This window comes from Photobacterium sp. WH24 (assembly GCF_019204055.1).
Lineage (GTDB): Bacteria > Pseudomonadota > Gammaproteobacteria > Enterobacterales > Vibrionaceae > Photobacterium > Photobacterium arenosum.
Genome location: NZ_JAGSOZ010000026.1, coordinates 16,866 through 37,368, shown reverse-complemented (window position 1 = coordinate 37,368; position 20,503 = coordinate 16,866). Strand labels below are relative to the sequence as shown.

Genomic DNA, 20,503 nt, shown 5'->3' with positions numbered 1-20,503 from the left:
TTAAAAAAATATGAACTTATAGTGGAAGGCCGTTTATCGGAAAAGCCATTAACCGTTGAAATGTCGCGTCGATTGAACGCCAGAATAGACACTTATCGTTCAGAAAGGGATGTGATCGGCCTGAGCTTGTCTCGATCACATGAAGCACATAAGACGAAAGCACTGTTATTGCAGAAAACATCTTTGGTTCGTGTCAAAGCTGCGCCTTCGGTTCCTCCATTATTCAAAATGTTCAAACCCCGCTCTTCCTTTGTTCAACAAGTAAAATCAGTGAGAATTAAACATGGCTGATATTGATAGAGATTTACGCTGTTATCTTACAAATTCGGGGATCGCAGCTGAAAACAATGCCATTCAGTTAGGTAGGGTTTTAAAAGTCACTGAAATGGTGTTTGGCGACGGCCTGCTGGCAGATAACAAAGATCCTCGTTTACAAACGGGAATGCTAAATGAGGTTTATTCTGTTCCCTGTGCGATGTTGACTGATGCTGACAATGTAACGTTACTCGTATTTAAGGGTGATATTCCTGCTGATACGGGGGGGTTCTATATCAATGAGGTTGGAATACGTCTTGAAGATGGAACCTTATACGGTTATGCGAGAGGTAAAGGGGATTGGAAGCCGACTTTGGAGCAAGGTGCTACAGAGTCTTTGCGCTATGCAGTGGAAATGTTCACCACAAATGCTGATATTATTAACGTTAAAGTCGACTTATCCTCAGTCTATGTTGACCATGAGGACTTGTTAGCCGCTGTTTCACAGCGTCTGCCAATTGGAGCAAAGGCAGAATCCGCAAAAATTGCGGACACTATCGGTGTAACAAACCTTAACCGCGCGTCCTCTGGTGTTGTAAATATCACTGGGCCTGAGTGGTTCGGCGCTCAGCCGATTGGCTTATCTGCCATGGTTCAATTAAACAGCCCTTACTTGCCTGTGAGCTCTGGTAGTGGTTATGGGTATATTTTTAAAATAAATGCGCGTGATATCAGTGGTGGTAATGCATGGATATTCATCGACAATATTAAGCCACCATCAAAAATATGGTTCGGTGTTGCGCATGATACAACAGCAGCTCCAACTTGGGCCTCGGTTTTTTCATCCGCTAATCTACCTGGGATAAACAATGTTGTGGGGTTATCAGCGGCATTAGATGGTTTATCACTTGCACTGCAAGAGCATAAGGGAGAGCTTGACCCGCATCATTATTACGATTCCAGCCGAGACTATATGCGCGGTGAAGTTATTTCGATTTCTGACAATGGTCAGTTGAAGCAATTTTTCTGTAATAAACCACATACTGCTGTCATGGCTGTTAATCCGATCGGAGATGTTCTTGATACGTGGCGTGAATTTCCGTTTAAAGAAGTCAATAATGCAAATGGCAGGGCGCTGTTATATGCCAATGGCACTTGTATACAAATGGGGACAAACACACATAATCAAGGAACGGGAAAAGTAGAAAAAATATTCCCTGTTCCATTTACGTCAACAAAGTCTATCCTCGCGTCAGCATTTTCAGACGGAAGCGGTGCAACATATTTGGCGGGTGCATCATTTGTGGGTTTATCCGGTTATCGAATATCTGTGAATGTGTATTTCTCTACCGAAGGTGTGATGTATACGAACAGCACTAATAATAATCCGTTGATTAGCTGGGTGGCCTTTGGCCGGTGGGCAGAGGATGTGTAAATGAGACTGATAGATGAAAAATTCTGTGAACGGATTGTCCGTGACAAAAATTGTGTCTCGGTACCTGATAGTTTTGAGCCGCTTATTAGACCTCCTAAGTTGGGCTATCAATGGCTCTGGACCGATTTTTCAAAAGCGCAGTTTATTGAAGTTCCTGTATTTGTTTATCACAAAGCCACGAAAGAGCCTTGCCAGGTATTAAATCTGGATTACTTGAATGACCCTATTTATACGGAGAAGGCTCCAGAAGATAGCTCGTGGGTAGTCTGGTCTGAAATTGACAATAATTGGATTATCGATCAACAGGCCCAGTTCGAAGCCGCAGTAAAAGCGGTGAACGACATTCGCCGGCAAAAGTATGCGCAGCTTTCTGATCCGCTGTTGAGCGAATCCTTGATGTTGCGTGAACTGGGTGAAGAAGTGGCAGCAGATGCAACCAAACAACAGGCGTTGGAGTGGTACGAAAAAATCAAACTGGAACACCCCTGGCCGGAAAACCCGAATCCGCAATCCCCAGAATAAACCGCCGTCCGGCGGTTTTTTATTGCCCGCAATAAGGTGAAACCATGGCAGAGAAAACCCTGACCGCCCCGCCTGAAAACAAAGTTCAGCGTGAATATATCGCGCTGGCACCGTTTCGTTTTCTGTCGCGCTGGCATCAAAAAGATGACGTCCTGATGCTGAAACCTTCTCAGGCGGAATACTTCATTAACAAAGGTAAGCTCAAGGCGAAAGAGGCGAAATAATGGCAACGGATACCTCAATGAACCACAACGGGATCACGGTTGAAACCAGTGAGCCCTTATCCCCCATGGGGGGGATTTCAGAACAGCTCGGGGCGATGATTGGTACGGCCCCGAATAAAGCGGCAGAGGTGGCATATCACGAACCGATTAAGCTGTACGGTACAAAAGATCTGGCAAAGCTGGACACTACTCCTGACCCGCAAGGCACGCTGTATCACAATGCCCGTTTCTTTCTGGAAGAAGCGAAAGTACCGCTGTATGTGATTGTGGTACCAGAGGGCGCCACCCCAACTGACACCATGCAAAACATCGTTGGTGATATTGTGCCGGCCACCGGACAGCGCACGGGGCTGATGGCATTTGCCGGATGTCCGGAAGCGCCGACCAATATCGGCGTGCCTGGTTTTAGTGATAGCAGTATCGTGAACCAGCTGGCAACCATCTGTGACGAACTGTTGGCCGAAGGCTGGACAGATGGGCCGGATACTAACACTGCCGCCGCGAAAACCTATGCGGCTGAGTTTGGCGAGGCACATAAGAAAGTCTGGTGTGTGGATGTTCACGGCGAACGCTGGGAGCATGTCATTGCACCGTCAACCTATGGCATGGCCGCTCGCTGTACAGTTAAACCATGGAATACCCCGAATGGTGCCCCGTTGAAATTAGACGATCTGGCCCGCGTGGTGACTTATCGATCTAACGACAGCCAAAGTGAAGGCGTCGACCTGAACAAAAAGGGCGTCAGTCTGGCCGTCGGTGACCCGGATGGCGGCATTATGTTTCTGGGAACCCGAACGCTCGATGGCAGCTTCGGTAATATCATCGGCGTTGAAAACCAGATTATCCGGGAAGTGGTGAAATCGCATCGTAAAACAATGAAATTCAACCTGGATCTGGATTTCTTTGAAATGCGTATTGCTCAGCTATCAAACTGGTTTGCTACGTTGCGCGTGGATGGTGCTGTGATTAATGGCAAGGTTTATCTGCACCCGGAGCGAAACACCGTTGAACGTTATAACAATGGTGAGTGGGTGCTGGTGATCGATTGGGGTGCCTATCGCCCGAATGAGAATTCGATTGTTGAACTGAACCAGGTTAACGGCATTGTTCAGACCTTTGTCGAATCTGCTATTCAAGGAGCCTAATCCATGGGAAAACGCATTCTGATCTCCCGGACACTGCAGCTGTCGACAGGCACAAAGCTGACGCGTGACCTGGGAGAGTTTACCCCGCCCACCTTTGCCCCGCGTTATGAAGATGTTGAAGGCACTTTTGTCGGCGGGAAAGACATTGTTGGCTTTGATGCCGGGGAATTCTCAATTCCGATTAAAGGTGAGTCGGCCAGTATCTTGATGGGGACAGTCACCCTTGGCCGGGCCGGGGTGGTGATCTACAAAGAAAAGTATTCCGAGAACGGTAAGAGATCCGAGAGCATACACACCATGACGGCTGAATGTGTAGTTGAACGTTCGCCCACGCAAACGGGTAAGAAAGCCGAGATTACCCTCAAGGGGACGGTGAACAAATACGCGTTCATGGACGACGGTGTGCCGATCACGACCGTTGATATTGATAACAGTGATTATTTTATTGAAGGCCGACTCTTCAATATTTAATCGAAACAGCTTTAAACCAGTTTACCAGGGGCGCTATACGCCCCTTTTTTATGGGAATGAATCATGAGTAAGCAAAAAAAGGCGCCTGATTATCTGCGTTTTGTACATACCTTGTTGCAACCGATTGGCAGCAAAACAACCGTGACGGTACAGCCGTATACCGTGGCGGCTGGTAAGAGTTTTCAGCCCGAAGGCAATGTACTGACTGATAAAGATAAGATCCAGTTGGTGACACTAACCACTGGCCTGACTGCAGAGGAAGTCAGCCAGATGACGACCCCGGATTTTAATACGGTGTTCTGGAAGTCTCACGCTTTCTATATCAAGACAGGTTATGAGCTGGCCGGAGAGACACGCGATCTGAAAGACAAATTCATCACTTTGTTTTTTAAAAATAAAGAACGTGTTTCGCTGCAGTTGCCGTCTATTCAGCAAATGCTGGACGCCAGTCATTACTCAGATGCGCATGCTCACACCATTTTCATGATTGAGCAGATCACGGATTTAGACGCGTCAGAAATTGACGCCATGCTGCAGCCAGATTTTCTGTCTCTCAATGAGGCGGTCAATGATTTTTTGTCGAAAACGGCGGACTTCTATCAGTAAGCCAGATTGAAACTGTACTGGATGTGATCCCCCTGGTCGGGTATTCCGCCATCGATGCCAGGAACTGGACGACAGAAACCGCTATTCGTCGCTATGAAATGGCACTGGCTCAATTAGGGGTGCGCCGTGGAAGATAAAATAAAGGTCGGGATCACGGCGGATGCCAGTCAGGCAACGGCCGAAGTCCTGAAACTGAATAAAACCCAGCAGGCGCTGACGGCTTCGACGCAGGCCGCCAATGATGCAATGAAGGCCAGCCGTCAGCAGGCGGGTGATGTGAACGCGTATGAGCGGCTTAATACAGCTATAGCTCAAACGCGGGGGGAAGTGGAGCACACCCGCAAGTCTCTGGAGGCGCTGTCCGCTAAGCAAAAGGAAACCATACGCCTCACCGATGCAGAAACTCTGTCTCTGCAAACTAACCGCAATTCGCTACAGCACCTCAACGAGAAGAAATCGCAGGGGATTAAGCTCAGTCTGCAGGAAGAGAACCGGCTGATCCGTGCTCAGGCTGCTGTGAGTAAGCTGACCGAAAAACAAAACAGTCATTATCAGCTCACCAAGCGTGAGCAGGCAGAGGTGAAGAAACTCACGGCCAGGCTGACCCAGTTGGAAAGCAAGGAAAGCCAGCAGGTGAAAACGCTGGGCAATCTAAATGATCGCCTCAGCACTGCCGGACTGAATACCAATAACCTCTCAACGGCTCGGGCGGTTGCCAACCGACGGGCAGAGAAAGCCGCTCAGTTGTTGGAGCGGGAAAACCGTTTGATGGCCCGGTCAAACGAGCTGCAGGCCCGCAAGAAAGCTGCGCTGGAAAGTTTGCCGGATGCTCGTGTTGCCGGTGCGGGTGTGGCGGCGGGGGCTGCACTGGCCGGACGCGCATCTGCACGCAATGAAACCGCCTTTGTCGATGTTGCCAAAACCCTGTACGACAACGATGAGATTAAGGGCGATGAAGCACAAACCCTGCGTAAAAGCCTGAACCGTCTCGCGCAGGATATGTCAGGCGCCGGTGATGTCGATGTGATGCGCATTGCCGCTGGCGGTGCGAATGGCGGTGTAGCCAAAGAGGACTTGCTCGCCTACACCCGTGACACATTGATGACCAAAGCTGCCTGGGACATGCAGGCCGACGAAGCCGCTGAAAAGTCTATGGCTTTGCGAAACTCCATGAACTATTCAGCGGGGGAAGAAGGTCAGGCCCAGTTCATGAAAATGGCGAACATGATCAATGATGTCGCCAACAAAAACGGGGGAGTCAAGGCCAAGGATCTGCTGGGCGTAATGAGCAGAACTGGTGCCCTGATGGTGAACTCTGGCTTTACAGATGCCCAGGCACTTGCGTTGTCCGGGTCGTTACTGTCCAAGGGGGCCAGTGAAGAAGAAGCGGCCACGGCGTCGAAAAATATCACTGGCGCCCTGACGGCTGGCTTTGCTGCTACTACATCACAGAAAGAAATTCTGAGCATGCTGGGGATGGATGCCCAAAGCACTGCGGAAAGCATGCAGACCGATGCCATGGGCACCCTGATGGACGTACTCAGTGGCATTCAGGATCTGGAGGCCAGCGATCAGTCTGCAGCCATTAAGACACTGTTTGGTGATGAGGCCAACGCCCATGTGCAGAAACTGCTGAAAGACACCGCGGCCCTTCGCAAGATGCAGAGCGAAGCGGCCAACGCGTCCAGTGATTCAGTGCGCAAGGAATACGCAGCGGTATCGGATACGTCAACGGCGAACTATGAGCAAACCGCGGATGCGTTCAATCGCCTGGGGGTTGCTGTTGGTGATCGGCTGTTACCTATGCTGGAACCGGTGCGGGCAGGTATCACGGCTGCAACCAGTGGCCTGGCGGACTTTGTTGAAAACAATGAGGGCGTATCCCAGGGCATGATCGGTTTAGTCGGCGCAATGGGGGCTTTTGTGGCCGCGAAGAAAGTGATCGCCGGCTTTAAGTTTGCCCGCAATCTGGCAGGTATTGCCCGTGAGTCTGCAGCGCTGCGCCAGCAGTCGAATGCAACGGACAATGCCGCCCGGAGTGCTGATCGGCTGACCCGTGCGATGAATACATTTTCTCGCTCAGCGGATAGTCAGTCTCGCCGGAGAGGTTCGGGGCGTTCTGGTCGGGATGCTCCTTCACGGCGTCGCCGCAGAGGTGGTTTTCTGGCGGCGGGGGTAGGACTGGCAGCTGGCTCGTTTTCGCTGCCGTCGTTTGCCGGAGAGGCGGCTGATATGGTCGGCGCGGCCAGTGATGCGACAGAAGGGCTGAACATTGCAAAAGCGGCCAAAGCGGCGGCTGTGCTTCGCCCTCTGGCGATTGGCCTCGATGCGGTGAACATGGCCGGTGCGCTGGCCTCCGGGGATACCCGCCAGGCTGCTGAAACCGGAGGCGGTTTAGCCGGTGGTCTCGGTGGTGCGGCGGCGGGGGCGGCGATTGGTACCATGATATTGCCCGGTATTGGTACGGCCATTGGCGCAGGTATTGGCGGACTGGTTGGGGATGAAGTCGGCACCGCCCTGGTGTCGTCGATTTACGACTGGTTTGCCGATGAAAATGCCGTCCCAGATAAAACCGAAGATGTCAAAAAAGCACAGGAAAAAATGGCCGCGGCCAAGATGGCGGCCCCGGTGACTTTTGCCCCTCAGCTGACGGTTGAGGGTACATCTGATCCAGAAAAGACCGCAGAAATAACTATGGAGAAGATGCAGACCCTGTTTGCTGAATTCCTCAGAGAACGCGGTATGGATGCCGACGACCTCACCCAAAACCTGAACCATTCACTGGTGATGTAAATGCATATTGCAATTGATGATCACATTCTGTCGCCGGTGCAGCGCAACGGACTGACACAACATACCTATACCTCAGATGGCGGCTGGACGGTCTCTGATGCGATTGCCGGGCCTCGCCAGGTAAAAACAGCCCGTGCGCTGGATGACTGGGCGCTGGATGTCAAAGCGTTTCGGGGGAATGGTCAGCGTGAAGCGGATGCGTTGCGGGCGATGCAGAAAGTACAGCGGGTGGTGATGGTCACGGACGGCAGCGGTAAGAGCTGGGGCCGCTGGACGATTGTGAGTATACGGACATCCTATATCAAGCTGATCGATAACGGTGTGGCGCAGGTGCTGAAAATATCACTCACGTTGCGGGAGTACCGACAGGATGAAAACACAAGCCTTATATAAAGAGACGGTGGGGCAGCTGCTCCACCGGGTGTGCGGCAGTGACAGTGATGTTTTGATGGCAGAATTTTTCCGCCTCAATCCGCGGCAGCAGTCGCTGTTTCTCACGCCGGGTCAGTGGGTGAATATCCCTGACGTGGTGTCAGAACCTGACGCCGCCTCTGCTGCAGTGGAGGTGATCGATTTATGGGAATGATCATCCGTCTCGAGGGAGAGCAGGCCAGTTTGTTACTCCCCCGTATTACCCGCTGGTCACTCAACGATACCAGCGGTCAATCAGCGGACCGGCTGACATTGCGGCTTGGATCGGACGGCCTGTCGTTCGTTCCCCGCAGCGGGACGCCATACAGTTTCTATGTGAATGGTGTTTACCGGGGCAAGTTTGAGGTGTCTGCCCTTGATGAGTACCTGCATCCTGCCGAGCTGCAGATCAGCCTGACTCCTGCCAAGTTTACGGTGACCGATGAGACGGCCTGGCGGGAAGCCCGGCAGGCGACTTATCCGGCGGCCACTATTCGTGACGTGGTCACTAAAGTGATGAGTCGCCACGGTTATGGGGTGCGAATCGACCCGTCGCTGGCCGACAAAGCCACGCCGCATTTAAACCAGTCGCAGGAAACGGACAAAGCGTTTATCGCCCGCCTGGCGAAGAAATTCGATGCCATCGCTAAGCCTGTTAATGGCCTGTATGTCGTTGCCATGAAGGGCAACATCAAGACCTTGTCAGGTGGGGCTAAACCTCTGGTAATGATATCCCCGGAAAATCTCAGGCCCGGAACGGGCCGGATCAGCTTCCCCAGCAATAACCGTTTCAAAGGCGCGAAGGCTACTTTTCGTGACAGTGAAACGGGTGATAACGGTACGGTTGAGATCGGGGAGTCCCCGTTTCTGACCCTGAAAGACAGTTTTAAATCCAAGGAGGAAGCCAACGAACGCGCCGCAGCCAAACTGCTGGAAAAGACCCGTGAAGGCCAGACCTTTAACGGGACTGTTATCGCAGGCGGTGAGCGGTTTTTCGCAGAATCGACGATGCAGCTGACTGGGTTTACCAGCCCCCGCAGTAAAGGGGACTGGTCATTAGATGATGTCACCCTCAGCGGTACCCGAACCGATTTTTCTACTCAGATTGTGGCAACCAGACCGAGATAATCTATGACCTACCCGCAAGACTTCATCACGGCCTTTGACCGAACTATCGGCCATGAGGGCAAATATCAAAATCACTATGACGACCGGGGAAACTGGACGACCGGCATTGTCGGCAAAGGTGTCCGCAAGGGCACTAAGTACGGCATTTCTGCCATGAGTTACCCAGACCTCAATATTAAGGCACTGACTCTGGATCAGGCTCGCGAGATTTATTACCGCGATTTCTGGTGCAAGCTGGGCGGCAGCAAGCTGCACAAAGCCGTGCTGTATCAGCTGTTTGATGCGGCGATTAATCACGGCGTGTGGCGGGCGGTTCAGTTTCTGCAGCTGTCCGCTGATGCAAAAGCCGATGGCTACTATGGCCCGTTGACGGAACACGCGGTGAAACAGGCCGATGTGAACGATGTTCTGTTTCGTTACCTGGCCGAACGGCTGGACTTTATGAATGACCTGAAAACCTGGGCGCAGTTTTCCCGTGGTTGGTCTGAACGTATTGCATTGAATTTGCGGCTATGTGCTGTCGATAACTAATGTATATCAGTGGTGATATACATAAATAAATGAGGGCGTTTGCCCTCTTTTTTTATGGAGAAACAAAATGTTAAAAGCTGTTTTATTTACTGTGTTGGCCCTATTTTCTGTCACAGCGCTAGCTGTGGAACCTATGACCAGCGAAGAGGCTAGCATGGTGTTTGCGGCCATCCGCTGGCTTGCCGGTGATTATGCCTCTGTAGTGGTGCTGTTTGTGTTGTCTGTCGGCTGGCTGTGGGCGCAGGTGCGGCAGATGATTAATCCTGAGCTGATGTCTAAACTGCCGAGCTGGCTGATTAAGCTGTTGGAATGGTTTGCGGGGAACCTCGGCCATGCCCGTAATGATCTGGCGAAAAACCCACTCAATCTGAAACGGAAAATGGGATGAATCCAATCTGGGTGAAATTACTGGCGGGCTTGCTTAAGCTCGCCCCTGTGCTGGCGCGTCGCGTCGAAACTCAACAGAAGAAAGAGCGAGAGGATGCTGTTAAATCAAACCCTGATCAGGCTAATGCTGACCGCTTTGGTGCTCCTGCTGGCCGGGTGTCAGTCAACCCCGTGTCCGCCGAGCGCCCCACAGCTGGAGTGGTACACGACGACCGATAACGGTGTGTACTACCCCCACCGTTCTCACCAAAACCTGCAGCTCTATCTCGATGAGCTGGAGCGCTGCGCCAGCCAACCCGGGCCGGTGTGGTGACCTACCTAACCAGGGGCCGCGGCCCCTGTCATTTCTAGTGCCCTTTAGCGGCCTTGTTCAATAGTTCCCGCGCCCAGGCGCTGACCTTCATATTCTGGCTTTTGGCTGCACGAAGCCACTGAGCTTTCTCATCCTCAGTGCAACGAATTTCCTGTTTTTTATCCAGAGTGACCTCTTGCTTAGGCCGTCCGGCTGTTTTCTTGTTTTCTTCATTCATGTCTGAATTATTTGTCATGACAAAAAGATAGTCAATCACTGTTGTTTTTTTGTCATGACGATAATATGATAAATGTCATGACAATAATTAATGAGGTCATTATATGCAAAGTGAAATGGATAAAGCTTTAGAGGCGCTTCGGGTTGCGATTCAAAACGCGGAAGAATACGGCCTTGTCCGAACAGAAGATGGCGCCGTTATTACGGGAGCCGTAGCGTCTGAAAACGGTTTTGTGTTAGTCAGAGAATGAGTGGGGCAAATATGGACATTAATTTTTACCACCATGCAGATGGTGAGCCGTGGGGTTTCTGGTGTGAGGGGCATAAGACGCGGGAAGACGCGATTTCAGTGTTTAACCGTGAAATTAAAGCCCGTGATTTTGAGACCATCTCAGTTGATCAGTTGCAGCATGTGTACGCTGCTCGCCCGGAAGATGATGACTCGGAATATAACTTCTACATCGTTGAGGAAGGCACTTCTGGCGCAATTCCGATCACCTATGTCGATGCAGAGAAATTAACACCCTGCTCGGACAATGGAAGCATAGAAAAAGTTGTTGATACAGAAGTACAGGTTTTGCGTGATGCTTGGGTTGCAGAGTACGCGAAACTGCTGATCACTCAGTGTCATTTTGACTTAGAAACGGCAATTGAGATGGGAAGAGCAGCTTTGGAACTTAATGATAATGATGTTGAAAGTTGTAATCCAAGTGACGCGGTAGACGAAGAAATATCGGCGATGCGTGATTGTTGTTAATGCAGGGTGCCCGGCTTGTTCGGGCCGTTTTTGAAAGTGATCTGTAGTTCAATAGGTTGAACGCTCTTAGCGAGAGTGGCTGGCAAGGTGAGGGATAGCAACCCGACTCCAACTCCAGCAGGCATGCAAGCCTATGCGGGTTCGAGTCCCGTCAGATCGGCAATGGTGTTTCTTGTGATGCCGGGAATGGGCGGGCAGGGAAATGCTGCGTTACATGAACCAGGTCGTTAACCGATTGGCTGCATAAATTTGGGGGGGAATAGGTTAATGCACAGTAATCTAGTTCGAGTCACACGAGAAATGGCTGGCTGTAACGGCTTTTCGATTAAACCAGTTGATTATTGGCCTAATCTTCATCCTGAGTTTGATATTGTTCAATTAGATGAACAAGCATCAAAACTTGAAGGTGAGCTATTGCTGGTTTTTGTTGATGGCGAGGAATATGAAGTGGCAACTGTCACTGAAAGCTTAAATATTCCAGAGCTGAACAACTTCCTGAATGAAGTTTTTGACGGCTATCTTCACGAAAAAATTGCGATTTAAGGGGGCTGTAGAAATGGCAACAGTAGGCTTAAGCATCGAAACAAAGGATTTTAAGTTCGATGTATTTAAAAAGTCAGACGATAAGTTTGAGATTCGGTCTGGCGGGATTTTTATTGAGTTTCCTGCCGATGCCGTAGAGTTACGGATTGATCCTAAAGATGACCCGTATGATCCAATGGGAGCATACATGTCGGTAAAATGGGGTGCCGGTCATAGGGTGCATTTTTCTGCATACATGCCAGTTAGAAGTGCACAAGATTTGAATAAGCACTTTCCTGAACTAAAGATTGTCGAGTAGAGGGGAAAATTGGCAATGAACATAGCGGATAGAATTGCTACTCTTTCTTCTTTGAGAGCTGAAATGAATAAAGGTAAACAACCATTTCCCACAAGTAGGATTAAGGTTGGTGCCATCCTATTTAAAGCATTCGCATGTAGTTACGATGACGGCTCAAGTGAAGTGGAGTTGCAGGAATGGCATGTTCGAACGATTGCAAAGAAGCGAGGCTCTCAAACCCGACGTGGACGTAAATTGGATAGTAATTACTACGATCAAAGAACATATGTTTATGTCATTCAGAAAATCAAAGGGGTGACGTGGGGAAAGCTATCTAGAAAAAATGGTGACTTTGGTTGGCTCAAATCCATATCTAAAAATTTTAGGGAATCTTTCGCTGTAGGTGAGCCGTTACCTAAAGGCATGTTTACTACCAAACAAGCTGCGTTCAAATTCGCAATTAAAGAACATGAAGCCAGGATTAAAAGAGTGCGCGCTTACATCAAGGAAGAAGAAGACCCCGAAGAAATCGCAGATCTAGGAGTTGATTTAAGCGAATACGAGAAAGAGCTTAAATTGCTTAAATCTCGACTAACCAGAGTTAAAAATGCTGAGAAAAAAGAAAAGAAGTAATATAAGGCGGAATTATGGCGTTCACTGTGATGGCGGGTAAGTACGAAGACAACGAAATTAATTGCAAGTATTCAATTGAGCATGAAACGTTAGATTCGGCGATTGAAGATTATGACCGTGTCAGTTCATACCCCTGGGCTTACATTAAATACAAGGGCCGGATCATTGAGCTGTGGTCTAAAGGTCACAGCCCATTCAATTAGAGGTGAGCTTTGTTTGATGCAGTAACCGTAACGCTCTTAAAAAAAACGTCAGCCCCGGCCTGTCCTCTGTGTGACGGGGAATTGATTAGAGAAAGTGAACAAAAATACTGCTGCTCGGACTGTGAGCAGGAATACAAGCTTACTGCAGTTGATCTTTAATGAGGTCACGCGCGATACCAATTAAGGTCATGTCTTCTGATACAGCGCCTTTATGTTCATCGGTTCGCGCGAACCACCGCCCATGATGCCAGTACAACACCGCTAGAAACACATCACCATGTTGCTCGATGAGAGCCACACACTGATGATGTGGCGCCCGCCCTTTTTCAATGGTAATAACATCCCCTTTACTGATCGTTCTGAGTTGCAAATCAGCTGTGGCTTTATAGGGTTCAATGGCTGATTTATTTGGTACCAGGTGCTCATCCAGTGAATCAGCGATGTGACGTTCTTCAAAGCCATGTGTTGGCGGTGGAAATGGCATAAGACTTACCTCACTGTCTTCAATACAACTCTTCCCAGTACGTCAATGCTGTTTTCAGAAGCGGCAATGTCTGGGGTACTGAATGAGCTTAAGCCGGCCATTTGGATCTTGCCATCGCTATGCTTTTGTATCACCCGGACGCAGATTTCATCTCCGGCCCGGATGGCATACGTGTACCCGTCAATCAGGGATGTGTATCCCATATCAATGACAACACTGATCAACGTTGAATCGTGTTCTGTATTGATGGCCAGCAGCTGTTTGGGGTCATCGCATTGAATGGCGCTGAGTTCGTGCGCGGCCAACGGATATTTTCCCTGGGAAGTGATGCTTTTCCAGGGTGTATCATGGTTAGGAAGTTGAGAGCTGATACAAGGGATACAGATAAATTCACCCTGGCTGATCTCTTTCGGGCCTTGGCCCGTTGCCAGCCATTCCAGCTGGACACCTTTATACCTGGCAATTGCAACCAGCTTTTCAAACGTTGGCAGAGATTTACCTGGCGGCAAATACTTTCTCAGGCCACTGTCAGTGATACCCACGTTTCGGCCAAAGCTGAGTTTTGATTCAGTGCCGATCAGTTCCAGCAGTCTTTTAGGAAAACCCTGAATGCCATTATTCGTTGTTTCTGAATCTGTAACCATGAGGTGCAATAGGTGATGATAGAGTGATGAGCAACCTAGCATTTACAAATGAGGTAGACAACTGTCAGAAATCGACGTTTCAGGCAGAATCTGAAACCGGTACTTATCCACAACTGTTTATCCACAGAAATGAACCGAACAAAACATAGAGAAATGTGCGCTTTGTCCGGCTCTCCCTTCGAAATGATTAAAATCCCTGAATAATAGTGCGAATTATGCAATATATGTTAAATAGGGGTGTTTCCTTCCAATTCTTTAACCTCCTCCTTTGCTTTCGCGATCTTCCGTTCGATCTCCATAAACAAATAAGTTAAGTGTCCCTGCTCCCAGTTGGTTGCTGCTTCACTTCCACATGCTGCGAGTGCTTGCACTTCTTCCAGTAACTCAATGGTGTCCATATACACCTCTGTTAACAATACCGGCAGCGGGAGAATTGCAAACTGATACATTTGTTAATTCTAACTTTGCAAAATGAGAATCTGATATAGAGTTAAAGACAAACATAGCGATAAAACCTAAGCCATAAATGAGAATTTTTATTAGTTATTAACTGGTTAGCATATGCATCATAAGCACAATGATATTGAGGTAAATAGTGTATGCACATATGGTCTCATTCTTGCGTATTTAGAGATTGCTTGGTCACACTGAGGGTGACATATGTCACATCACCAGTTGATGGTTGCCATTAAGAGAAGAAGAGAAAAGTTGCTTTTGACTCAACAGGATATGGCGGATTTGATCGGTGTGAGCCGCCGACATTATGTGCGTTGTGAGTCGGGAAAGTCAGAGCTGAAACTGTCTCAGTTTGCTGCAGCACTGCGCGTGTTAAAAATAACCTATCTTGACCTGGCGCTGGATATGATGAACCTTGAGCCTGTCAGTCCAGAGGACGTGACAGCATCTGCCAGAACCTTGTCACCAACGGCCCGCAAATCATTGATAAAGTTTCTTTTTGATAATTGGAGTGACAAAAAAAAGGGCGCTTAGCGCCCATGTATATTATCAGTGTTATACATTATTTCCGACCGCGTATCATAGACAGTTTCACTTCCCTGATCGCCTCAATCACTTCTTCATTACTGCAGCTCTTCATTAGCCACAATGCCGCCCGCATTTGCATGTTGTTACTGAGATCATCTTTGCCGCCCAGGCGCTCAGCTTCCAGCATTGCGTCTTCTGATTTAATTGCATTTCGCCTATCAATCATTATCTGTTTCTCAGCTGGGCTGATGCGAAATGGCAACGACACCAGTTCCGTTGTCGGAACAATGCCAAAAGTCGCGTTTCGCTTAGTCTTGGGCGTATCGTTCTGATGTGCCTTTTTCTCTTTCCTTTCCAGGCTTTTGAGTTTTGCTTTCTGCGCTGGGGTGAGCGATTGCGATGCTCTCAATTCATCAAGTTGCTGTTGTTCGTCATTAGTCATTGAGAATCTCCCCCGCCAGTGATTTGTAATAGCGTGCCGCTTCATGCCCGGCGTTCAAAACTGACGCGGGTACATGCTCTTGCTCAGCATCACCAAACAGGGTTCTGGCATAGATAGTCGTTTTCACATGGTTGTCCGGCCAGCGTTCGCTTAAATAGGCTTTGCCATACTCAAAAGATTTGCGCTCGCGACGGTCAACTTTAACCGGAACAACTGTGAAATTAATTTCATCTTCTTCGATAAACATGACTTCTTGGATGTGCTCCAGCAGGGTTTCCACGCCATCAAATGAATGTTCTTTAAACTCGGTTGGAAATAGAAATTCGCTCGCGGCCATTACAGCGTTCACGCCGAGCACGCTAGTGCCTGGGCTGGTATCAATCAGGATAAAATCAAACTGCCCCTTCACTTTTTCAAGATGGAACTTCAGGCGTTCCTCGCGGCGGGGAATAGAAAAAAGATCCATGTCGAGTTTTGTCATCACGTCGCCACGGCGGGCCGGAATGATAAAGAGGTTTTCCTGTTCGGTACCTCTGATTTCTGCAGGGTAGATGGCGTTGAAGATATCGAATTTTCGATCAAGTAATACATCACCCAGGTAAAACTCTGTTTCATTGGGTTTGTAGTATTTTGTGGTGTCACCCTGGCTGTCAAAGTCCAAAATCAGGACGCGTTTCCCCTGTTTTGACAGTTCATAGCCAAGGTTGACGGTAGTTGTTGTTTTGCCTGGGCCGCCTTTACGGCTGCCAATCATAATAATGCGAGTCATATTAGTCCTTTGTTCAGATGGTGCTGAAACGACAATATAGCTCAGTTATTTATCTATGTATATTACTGGTGATATACATTTATGATTGAAGTGTGACCTCCACCTGTTTTAAGTGTGCCTGGCATTCTCTGCCAAGCCGTTCAATAACTTGAAAGCACAGGGCTAGTGTATTTTGGTCGAGCTGATCAGCAGATTCTCCAGCGGCGACTGCAATGGCGGTGAGTTGTTGTGATGTGATTTCAGCGCCTTGCAGATGTTCGCTTGCGTCAAATTTCATGGCTACCTCTGGAAAAGGGTGTTTCGATACTGTATATTTAAACAGTGTTATTCAGTCATTACCATAAGAAATTGCAGAGTAGGTTATCAATTTGAAATGATCGATTATTTGGCAATCGATCCGCATTAAGCGTAAATTATGATTACATTTGATGATGTTTGTCTTGGTGTTTGCTGCCAATGATTCATATGTGAGCTATTGTGAGGTTTGACGAAAAAATAATGGTAAGATCCTTTACAAAAAAATGATGAAAACGGGGTGTGCTTTATAAGAAATCGTTGTCCCTGTTAGGGGGACGCGCTAATATAAACACATCCGAGGCGTTTTCGTAGGCGCTCAACTTGAAACAACTGCTCACTTTGTTGTTTCAGGATTCGGTAGCTATTCAGGTGGTGCTGGTAGCGAACAAATTAAACGGAAAAGCCTCGCCTAGCGGGGCTTTTTTGTATCTGCCCGCCACATCTTTTGATCTTCTGCTTGATCCTCTTGGTACTTTTCAGTTATATTTTTTTGCGTCGGCCACCAACCGACACGCCAACTAACTACGAATCCGAATAAGTGAGCTATGGATAATCGAACCTCCGCTACAGGTGTGCCCAAGACAGGTACGCCCGGACAGCAAAAGAAGACCTCAAAAAAATCATCAAACGGCGGAAAATACTCTGACGCTGTCAGGGTAGTGTTGATCGGCCTGAAGAAATCCAAAGTCGCAGAACCGACACGCCAGTTCATTGACCGGATGACAGGGTATGCGGCCAAGCCTTTCATACTGCAATCTCTGAACAATGTTGATTGCCGGCAGCGCGATTCTCAGCGTCGTGTTCGTGAGCGAATGATTAAAATCCTTAGCACAATCATCACATTCATGGACTGGTCAACGTTTCGTTTAGGCGTGGCAAAGCCCCGTGAGCTGGATCCAGTAAAGCACCTTGCTATGCGTAATCGCTATCAGGCTATCTATGGTGAAAAAATGCCGGAATCAACCTGGTATCGCTATATTGATAAGCTGGTGCGGGCTGGTTACTTGCACAGTGAAGCTATGGATCTGCTGGACAAAGATGAGGGGAAAATTAAGGGTGTGGCGGGTTATAAATGGTTAACCATGAAGCTGTTTAAGGAGTTGGGGTTTCAATCTGGCTGGCTGGATCAGCAGCGAGAGGCGTCTCAGCTGCGTTTAAATTCATCGGGCCTGTCTAATGTATGGCCTGTTTATGCCAGCGAACTATCAAGGCAAAAGAGGGCATCAGCCCTTTCGTTAGAGGCTCACCAAACCGAATCTACACAGGGCCAGTTTGATACCTACTGGCACGAAAGCCCCCCGCTACCTCACTAGCTGCCTGTCTCTGCCATTTCGCCGATTAGGTTCGGTAGACTCATTGCGTCCCGTCAAAACAAATGTGACCTGAATCACGTTTATCACTGGTTTGAATCCCATCATTTACCCTCCGGCTCTGCTTTTTTAGATACCTGGCTTTGAATCGATCACCTACGATTCGTTGTTGTCGATAACCCTGTGTAGATCTTTTAATAAATGAGAGTTGATTTAAACAGTTGGTTTTGGGTGTGGTAATTTCACCTCATAGGGACATACATTTTATTTATTAACGGGGCCCCTTAATCCCCATTAATAAATAAAGAATTTTGCCTATAGGGCTAACGCCCTAATGGTACCTCCCATTAAATTGCGCCTAACACCGCGCTCACCTTAAATTCCTCACGGCAATTTAACGGGCCCCAACTGCCAACATTAAGAAAAAACAAACTGGAAAGAACCACGAACTCGTTGGCAGCGCTGAACATTTCTTTTGTCATTCGACAGTAAACCACAGCGCAACACGATAATCCTGTGGATCCCCCCTATACGTCTTGTGCCATTGGCCTAATGCGGCCATCAGCTCAGCAGTTCCCCAAAGGCCGCAAGCGGCCAGCTTAACAGGATGGGGGGCGGTTTTTCTGCTCAGGCTCTCTCACAAGCTCACAGCATTAATGAACCCTTAACCCTAAGGGGGTGAAGGTCTCCGCTCGCAAAGCTCGCTATCATGCCCTACGGGCATCAAGCGGCATGTTTTATTCATGGCGGAAGGTTATAAACCTTTATAAATCATATGGTTATGTAGTTTTATTGCTATGCGGTGGTATAATTATTGTACGATTGAAACGAGGTTAACCTATGCCACAGAAGCGAATTATTGAAAGCAAGTTCAACGATGAGGCCATTAAACGTGCCCAGAAGGATGAAAGCATTTATGAACTCAACATAACGAATCAACCATTGCGGCTTAGATTTACTCAAGCCAGGGACAAAGCGGCATGGTTTTATGTGTTTCGCAAAGATGGCAAGGCCTGCTGGAGAAAGTTAGGAACCTGGCCGTTATTGGATGCTAAGCGGCTACGGGATCAGCTGTCAGACATTACAGCCAACGTTGCAGCTGGCCAGAACATCAAATCAGTCTCTGCTGATCATTTTGACACAGTTGGCGAATTGCTGGCTTGGTTTCAGGAACGAAATGAAGCAGACAAGACCATATCAAACGAGCGCCGGATTCAGTTACGGAGTGCTATCAATAAACATCTATTTCCGCTACTGAAAGACCTGCCAATTAACGCGGTGTCGAAATCTAACGTGGAAGAAAAGCTATTCAGACCACTGTTTGCCAATGACCTGGCTTTGTCGACTGTGCGGAGCTATTTCAACATGCTATCAGCTATTTTTGAACGGGCTCTGGAGCTGGGGAAAATTTCATATAACCCAATGCTGGAAATTCGTTTTAAGAAGCTGATCAAAAAAGACATCCCAACAAAAGATGGCAAGTTAAAGCCTGGGCACATACCCGATGTTATGGCGATCACCTGCGGTAAATCTTCCCTGGCAAAAACACTGGTGTTTATGATGCTGAGCCATGGAACACGGCAGGGAGAAACCAGAATGGCCCGATGGTCTCATATCGATCTGTCTAACATGACCTGGTATCTGCCAACTGAAAACATAAAGACTAAGCGACATGAACATACCCTGCCGATCACACCTGAAGTTTTTGATTATCTAAAGTTACATCGTAACTTTTTAAAGGAGTCTGGTTATACGGGGGATTATATCTTTCCTAGTAACCTGCGAAAGAATGACTGCCCGCCGATTTCCCGTTCTAAAGCTTGCAGGATGGTGAAAGAGCTGTCTGCAGGTAATTGGCGTTCACACGACCTGAGAAAGCTGGCCGCAACATCATGGAAAGAACGTAAAGAGGACTGGCTGGTAATAAAATTTCTATTGAATCATCACATCCCTAATTTGGACAGAACATACATTCAGGCCGAGATTGAGCCACTTAAGCGGGACGTTCTGGAACGATGGCAAGCATTCTTGTCTCAAGAAAAAAGTAAGATTATCGCAAGATGGGAAGTGTGACAGAGGTGCAATAAGGCCATGAAAGTATGATTAAAAGCTCAAATATGAGCACTAATCTGATAGGAATGTATTTTTTGATTCAAATATGAGTCATTTTGACCTAAGATTTCCTTGTCGTCGAAATTCAACGCGCAAGGAATGGATATGGAACAAGGTACAAGTTGCGGTTACTCAGGGTTTGAGTTTGGGGCGCATTACCCTGACTCAACATGCATAGGCGGGTATTTATGGGATATGGACAGCGGGGGCCGGGATGATAACGGTGATGTGTATTTAGACACTGGCGGTGATGTCCCTTGCCCCCAGTGCAATCTGAAAGCATATGTTCGGTACATGGCTGATGAGTGGTCTGAATGGGGCTATTTGTCTGTCGATCAGGCTCTTAATGCGAAAATGGTTAAGAATGCTTTCCGGTCATTTCCTTCCAATATGCGCCGCTGTGCAAAAAAGCATTGGCGGTCTGGCCGTCAGCAGGCTCTCAAAGAAGCCTTTCAAGAGGGCCAGTGATGAACATCAAATCAATAACTAATGAAACATGTGTTTGCCTTGAGTGGAATACACATGCTGAGTTTCGCCAGGGTGTGGAATTCCTCAAACGAGCGCTGGGAACATGGAAGGCCAGCGGCGACGGTAAAACGTTCATATGGAGC

The 20,503-nt window shown here is 48.3% G+C and carries 31 protein-coding genes and 2 pseudogenes; 26 read left to right on the top strand and 7 right to left on the bottom strand.

Annotation, left to right across the window (positions count from 1 at the left end; translation table 11 throughout):
• The 14 genes and pseudogenes from KCG43_RS20380 to KCG43_RS20315 form a co-directional block, all read left to right on the top strand.
• Positions 1 to 291, top strand: a pseudogene (locus tag KCG43_RS20380) (phage tail protein); the annotation flags it as partial.
• Positions 284 to 1,690 (top strand): phage tail protein, encoded by a 1,407-nt coding sequence (locus KCG43_RS20375; protein WP_218387273.1) that lies wholly within the window; start codon positions 284 to 286, stop codon positions 1,688 to 1,690. The pseudogene KCG43_RS20380 and the gene KCG43_RS20375, both read left to right, overlap by 8 nt.
• The gene (locus KCG43_RS20370; RefSeq protein WP_218387272.1) at positions 1,691 to 2,212 is read left to right on the top strand and encodes a hypothetical protein; all 522 of its coding nucleotides are present in this window, start codon (positions 1,691 to 1,693) and stop codon (positions 2,210 to 2,212) included.
• A gap of 44 nt (positions 2,213 to 2,256) precedes the next feature.
• Entirely contained in the window at positions 2,257 to 2,436 is a 180-nt protein-coding gene (locus KCG43_RS20365) for a hypothetical protein (RefSeq protein ID WP_218387271.1), read from the top strand.
• The gene (locus tag KCG43_RS20360) at positions 2,436 to 3,581 is read left to right on the top strand and encodes a hypothetical protein (RefSeq protein ID WP_218387270.1); all 1,146 of its coding nucleotides are present in this window, start codon (positions 2,436 to 2,438) and stop codon (positions 3,579 to 3,581) included. The genes KCG43_RS20365 and KCG43_RS20360 overlap by 1 nt, the downstream gene beginning before the upstream one ends.
• Positions 3,582 to 3,584: 3 nt before the next feature.
• The gene (locus tag KCG43_RS20355; RefSeq protein ID WP_218387268.1) at positions 3,585 to 4,052 is read left to right on the top strand and encodes a hypothetical protein; all 468 of its coding nucleotides are present in this window, start codon (positions 3,585 to 3,587) and stop codon (positions 4,050 to 4,052) included.
• Positions 4,053 to 4,115: 63 nt separating this feature from the next.
• Positions 4,116 to 4,658 carry a hypothetical protein gene (locus tag KCG43_RS20350; RefSeq protein WP_218387265.1) on the top strand — a complete coding sequence of 181 codons (543 nt, stop codon included), beginning with the start codon at positions 4,116 to 4,118 and terminating at the stop codon, positions 4,656 to 4,658.
• A gap of 126 nt (positions 4,659 to 4,784) precedes the next feature.
• The gene (locus tag KCG43_RS20345; protein WP_218387264.1) at positions 4,785 to 7,451 is read left to right on the top strand and encodes a phage tail tape measure protein; all 2,667 of its coding nucleotides are present in this window, start codon (positions 4,785 to 4,787) and stop codon (positions 7,449 to 7,451) included.
• Positions 7,452 to 7,844, top strand: coding sequence for a phage tail protein (locus KCG43_RS20340; protein ID WP_218387263.1), 393 nt, complete (start codon positions 7,452 to 7,454; stop codon positions 7,842 to 7,844).
• A complete protein-coding gene (locus KCG43_RS20335) occupies positions 7,822 to 8,037 on the top strand; it encodes a hypothetical protein (RefSeq protein WP_218387262.1) in 216 nt (71 codons plus the stop codon). Before KCG43_RS20340 ends, KCG43_RS20335 begins: the two co-directional genes overlap by 23 nt.
• Positions 8,028 to 8,990 (top strand): hypothetical protein, encoded by a 963-nt coding sequence (locus KCG43_RS20330; protein WP_255558117.1) that lies wholly within the window; start codon positions 8,028 to 8,030, stop codon positions 8,988 to 8,990. Before KCG43_RS20335 ends, KCG43_RS20330 begins: the two co-directional genes overlap by 10 nt.
• 3 nt (positions 8,991 to 8,993) lie before the next feature.
• Positions 8,994 to 9,521 carry a glycoside hydrolase family 108 protein gene (locus KCG43_RS20325; RefSeq protein ID WP_218387261.1) on the top strand — a complete coding sequence of 176 codons (528 nt, stop codon included), beginning with the start codon at positions 8,994 to 8,996 and terminating at the stop codon, positions 9,519 to 9,521.
• A gap of 67 nt (positions 9,522 to 9,588) precedes the next feature.
• Entirely contained in the window at positions 9,589 to 9,909 is a 321-nt protein-coding gene (locus KCG43_RS20320; RefSeq protein ID WP_218387260.1) for a hypothetical protein, read from the top strand.
• Positions 9,906 to 10,127, top strand: coding sequence for a hypothetical protein (locus tag KCG43_RS20315; protein WP_218387259.1), 222 nt, complete (start codon positions 9,906 to 9,908; stop codon positions 10,125 to 10,127). Before KCG43_RS20320 ends, KCG43_RS20315 begins: the two co-directional genes overlap by 4 nt.
• A 128-nt stretch (positions 10,128 to 10,255) precedes the next feature.
• Here KCG43_RS20315 and KCG43_RS20310 read toward each other — a convergent pair whose 3' ends face one another.
• Positions 10,256 to 10,456, bottom strand: coding sequence for a hypothetical protein (locus tag KCG43_RS20310; RefSeq protein ID WP_218387257.1), 201 nt, complete (start codon positions 10,454 to 10,456; stop codon positions 10,256 to 10,258).
• A gap of 85 nt (positions 10,457 to 10,541) precedes the next feature.
• On the opposite strand from KCG43_RS20310, the gene KCG43_RS20305 reads away from it, so the two are divergent.
• From KCG43_RS20305 to KCG43_RS20275, 7 genes and pseudogenes are all read left to right on the top strand, one after another.
• Positions 10,542 to 10,688 (top strand): hypothetical protein, encoded by a 147-nt coding sequence (locus KCG43_RS20305; RefSeq protein WP_218387255.1) that lies wholly within the window; start codon positions 10,542 to 10,544, stop codon positions 10,686 to 10,688.
• An 11-nt stretch (positions 10,689 to 10,699) separates the two neighbouring features.
• Complete coding sequence (locus KCG43_RS20300) at positions 10,700 to 11,194, top strand: hypothetical protein (RefSeq protein WP_218387253.1); 495 nt, start codon at positions 10,700 to 10,702, stop codon at positions 11,192 to 11,194.
• A 37-nt stretch (positions 11,195 to 11,231) separates the two neighbouring features.
• A pseudogene (locus KCG43_RS20295) lies at positions 11,232 to 11,354 on the top strand.
• Positions 11,355 to 11,461: 107 nt separating this feature from the next.
• Complete coding sequence (locus KCG43_RS20290; RefSeq protein WP_218387251.1) at positions 11,462 to 11,737, top strand: hypothetical protein; 276 nt, start codon at positions 11,462 to 11,464, stop codon at positions 11,735 to 11,737.
• A gap of 13 nt (positions 11,738 to 11,750) precedes the next feature.
• On the top strand, positions 11,751 to 12,035 hold the full coding sequence (locus tag KCG43_RS20285) for a hypothetical protein (RefSeq protein ID WP_218387249.1): 285 nt from the start codon (positions 11,751 to 11,753) through the stop codon (positions 12,033 to 12,035).
• Between the two features lie 15 nt (positions 12,036 to 12,050).
• Complete coding sequence (locus KCG43_RS20280; RefSeq protein WP_218387247.1) at positions 12,051 to 12,647, top strand: hypothetical protein; 597 nt, start codon at positions 12,051 to 12,053, stop codon at positions 12,645 to 12,647.
• A gap of 14 nt (positions 12,648 to 12,661) precedes the next feature.
• Positions 12,662 to 12,850 carry a hypothetical protein gene (locus tag KCG43_RS20275; protein ID WP_218387245.1) on the top strand — a complete coding sequence of 63 codons (189 nt, stop codon included), beginning with the start codon at positions 12,662 to 12,664 and terminating at the stop codon, positions 12,848 to 12,850.
• A 139-nt stretch (positions 12,851 to 12,989) separates the two neighbouring features.
• On the opposite strand, the gene KCG43_RS20270 is transcribed toward KCG43_RS20275, so the two are convergent.
• From KCG43_RS20270 to KCG43_RS20260, 3 genes are all read right to left on the bottom strand, one after another.
• Positions 12,990 to 13,334, bottom strand: a complete 345-nt coding sequence (locus KCG43_RS20270; protein WP_218387243.1) for a hypothetical protein — start codon at positions 13,332 to 13,334, stop codon at positions 12,990 to 12,992.
• Positions 13,335 to 13,339: 5 nt separating this feature from the next.
• Positions 13,340 to 13,978, bottom strand: coding sequence for a hypothetical protein (locus tag KCG43_RS20265; RefSeq protein WP_218387240.1), 639 nt, complete (start codon positions 13,976 to 13,978; stop codon positions 13,340 to 13,342).
• 227 nt (positions 13,979 to 14,205) lie between these two features.
• A complete protein-coding gene (locus tag KCG43_RS20260; RefSeq protein ID WP_218387239.1) occupies positions 14,206 to 14,376 on the bottom strand; it encodes a hypothetical protein in 171 nt (56 codons plus the stop codon).
• 262 nt (positions 14,377 to 14,638) lie between these two features.
• Between KCG43_RS20260 and KCG43_RS20255 the strand changes: the two genes are divergently transcribed.
• On the top strand, positions 14,639 to 14,968 hold the full coding sequence (locus tag KCG43_RS20255) for a helix-turn-helix transcriptional regulator (RefSeq protein ID WP_218387238.1): 330 nt from the start codon (positions 14,639 to 14,641) through the stop codon (positions 14,966 to 14,968).
• 28 nt (positions 14,969 to 14,996) lie between these two features.
• Here KCG43_RS20255 and KCG43_RS20250 read toward each other — a convergent pair whose 3' ends face one another.
• The 3 genes from KCG43_RS20250 to KCG43_RS20240 all read right to left on the bottom strand — a co-directional run bounded on the left by KCG43_RS20250 (position 14,997) and on the right by KCG43_RS20240 (position 16,450).
• On the bottom strand, positions 14,997 to 15,404 hold the full coding sequence (locus KCG43_RS20250) for a hypothetical protein (protein WP_218387237.1): 408 nt from the start codon (positions 15,402 to 15,404) through the stop codon (positions 14,997 to 14,999).
• The gene (locus KCG43_RS20245; RefSeq protein WP_218387236.1) at positions 15,397 to 16,173 is read right to left on the bottom strand and encodes a ParA family protein; all 777 of its coding nucleotides are present in this window, start codon (positions 16,171 to 16,173) and stop codon (positions 15,397 to 15,399) included. Before KCG43_RS20245 ends, KCG43_RS20250 begins: the two co-directional genes overlap by 8 nt.
• 79 nt (positions 16,174 to 16,252) lie before the next feature.
• Positions 16,253 to 16,450, bottom strand: a complete 198-nt coding sequence (locus KCG43_RS20240; protein WP_218387234.1) for a hypothetical protein — start codon at positions 16,448 to 16,450, stop codon at positions 16,253 to 16,255.
• A gap of 341 nt (positions 16,451 to 16,791) precedes the next feature.
• Between KCG43_RS20240 and KCG43_RS20235 the strand changes: the two genes are divergently transcribed.
• The 4 genes from KCG43_RS20235 (at position 16,792) to KCG43_RS20220 (ending at position 20,360) form a co-directional block, all read left to right on the top strand.
• Positions 16,792 to 16,992 (top strand): hypothetical protein, encoded by a 201-nt coding sequence (locus KCG43_RS20235; RefSeq protein WP_218387231.1) that lies wholly within the window; start codon positions 16,792 to 16,794, stop codon positions 16,990 to 16,992.
• A gap of 23 nt (positions 16,993 to 17,015) precedes the next feature.
• Positions 17,016 to 17,783 (top strand): hypothetical protein, encoded by a 768-nt coding sequence (locus tag KCG43_RS20230; RefSeq protein ID WP_218387228.1) that lies wholly within the window; start codon positions 17,016 to 17,018, stop codon positions 17,781 to 17,783.
• Positions 17,784 to 18,620: 837 nt separating this feature from the next.
• Entirely contained in the window at positions 18,621 to 19,853 is a 1,233-nt protein-coding gene (locus tag KCG43_RS20225; protein WP_218387225.1) for a tyrosine-type recombinase/integrase, read from the top strand.
• Between the two features lie 144 nt (positions 19,854 to 19,997).
• A complete protein-coding gene (locus KCG43_RS20220; protein ID WP_218387223.1) occupies positions 19,998 to 20,360 on the top strand; it encodes a hypothetical protein in 363 nt (120 codons plus the stop codon).
• Positions 20,361 to 20,503 lie beyond the last annotated feature (143 nt).

Coding starts and splice junctions, on each gene's coding strand:
- KCG43_RS20375 (WP_218387273.1), top strand. CDS start 284: ATGGCTGATATTGATAGAGATTTACGCTGTTATCTTACAAATTCGGGG.
- KCG43_RS20370 (WP_218387272.1), top strand. CDS start 1,691: ATGAGACTGATAGATGAAAAATTCTGTGAACGGATTGTCCGTGACAAA.
- KCG43_RS20365 (WP_218387271.1), top strand. CDS start 2,257: ATGGCAGAGAAAACCCTGACCGCCCCGCCTGAAAACAAAGTTCAGCGT.
- KCG43_RS20360 (WP_218387270.1), top strand. CDS start 2,436: ATGGCAACGGATACCTCAATGAACCACAACGGGATCACGGTTGAAACC.
- KCG43_RS20355 (WP_218387268.1), top strand. CDS start 3,585: ATGGGAAAACGCATTCTGATCTCCCGGACACTGCAGCTGTCGACAGGC.
- KCG43_RS20350 (WP_218387265.1), top strand. CDS start 4,116: ATGAGTAAGCAAAAAAAGGCGCCTGATTATCTGCGTTTTGTACATACC.
- KCG43_RS20340 (WP_218387263.1), top strand. CDS start 7,452: ATGCATATTGCAATTGATGATCACATTCTGTCGCCGGTGCAGCGCAAC.
- KCG43_RS20335 (WP_218387262.1), top strand. CDS start 7,822: ATGAAAACACAAGCCTTATATAAAGAGACGGTGGGGCAGCTGCTCCAC.
- KCG43_RS20330 (WP_255558117.1), top strand. CDS start 8,028: ATGGGAATGATCATCCGTCTCGAGGGAGAGCAGGCCAGTTTGTTACTC.
- KCG43_RS20325 (WP_218387261.1), top strand. CDS start 8,994: ATGACCTACCCGCAAGACTTCATCACGGCCTTTGACCGAACTATCGGC.
- KCG43_RS20320 (WP_218387260.1), top strand. CDS start 9,589: ATGTTAAAAGCTGTTTTATTTACTGTGTTGGCCCTATTTTCTGTCACA.
- KCG43_RS20315 (WP_218387259.1), top strand. CDS start 9,906: ATGAATCCAATCTGGGTGAAATTACTGGCGGGCTTGCTTAAGCTCGCC.
- KCG43_RS20310 (WP_218387257.1), bottom strand. CDS start 10,456: ATGACAAATAATTCAGACATGAATGAAGAAAACAAGAAAACAGCCGGA.
- KCG43_RS20305 (WP_218387255.1), top strand. CDS start 10,542: ATGCAAAGTGAAATGGATAAAGCTTTAGAGGCGCTTCGGGTTGCGATT.
- KCG43_RS20300 (WP_218387253.1), top strand. CDS start 10,700: ATGGACATTAATTTTTACCACCATGCAGATGGTGAGCCGTGGGGTTTC.
- KCG43_RS20290 (WP_218387251.1), top strand. CDS start 11,462: ATGCACAGTAATCTAGTTCGAGTCACACGAGAAATGGCTGGCTGTAAC.
- KCG43_RS20285 (WP_218387249.1), top strand. CDS start 11,751: ATGGCAACAGTAGGCTTAAGCATCGAAACAAAGGATTTTAAGTTCGAT.
- KCG43_RS20280 (WP_218387247.1), top strand. CDS start 12,051: ATGAACATAGCGGATAGAATTGCTACTCTTTCTTCTTTGAGAGCTGAA.
- KCG43_RS20275 (WP_218387245.1), top strand. CDS start 12,662: ATGGCGTTCACTGTGATGGCGGGTAAGTACGAAGACAACGAAATTAAT.
- KCG43_RS20270 (WP_218387243.1), bottom strand. CDS start 13,334: ATGCCATTTCCACCGCCAACACATGGCTTTGAAGAACGTCACATCGCT.
- KCG43_RS20265 (WP_218387240.1), bottom strand. CDS start 13,978: ATGGTTACAGATTCAGAAACAACGAATAATGGCATTCAGGGTTTTCCT.
- KCG43_RS20260 (WP_218387239.1), bottom strand. CDS start 14,376: ATGGACACCATTGAGTTACTGGAAGAAGTGCAAGCACTCGCAGCATGT.
- KCG43_RS20255 (WP_218387238.1), top strand. CDS start 14,639: ATGTCACATCACCAGTTGATGGTTGCCATTAAGAGAAGAAGAGAAAAG.
- KCG43_RS20250 (WP_218387237.1), bottom strand. CDS start 15,404: ATGACTAATGACGAACAACAGCAACTTGATGAATTGAGAGCATCGCAA.
- KCG43_RS20245 (WP_218387236.1), bottom strand. CDS start 16,173: ATGACTCGCATTATTATGATTGGCAGCCGTAAAGGCGGCCCAGGCAAA.
- KCG43_RS20240 (WP_218387234.1), bottom strand. CDS start 16,450: ATGAAATTTGACGCAAGCGAACATCTGCAAGGCGCTGAAATCACATCA.
- KCG43_RS20230 (WP_218387228.1), top strand. CDS start 17,016: ATGGATAATCGAACCTCCGCTACAGGTGTGCCCAAGACAGGTACGCCC.
- KCG43_RS20225 (WP_218387225.1), top strand. CDS start 18,621: ATGCCACAGAAGCGAATTATTGAAAGCAAGTTCAACGATGAGGCCATT.
- KCG43_RS20220 (WP_218387223.1), top strand. CDS start 19,998: ATGGAACAAGGTACAAGTTGCGGTTACTCAGGGTTTGAGTTTGGGGCG.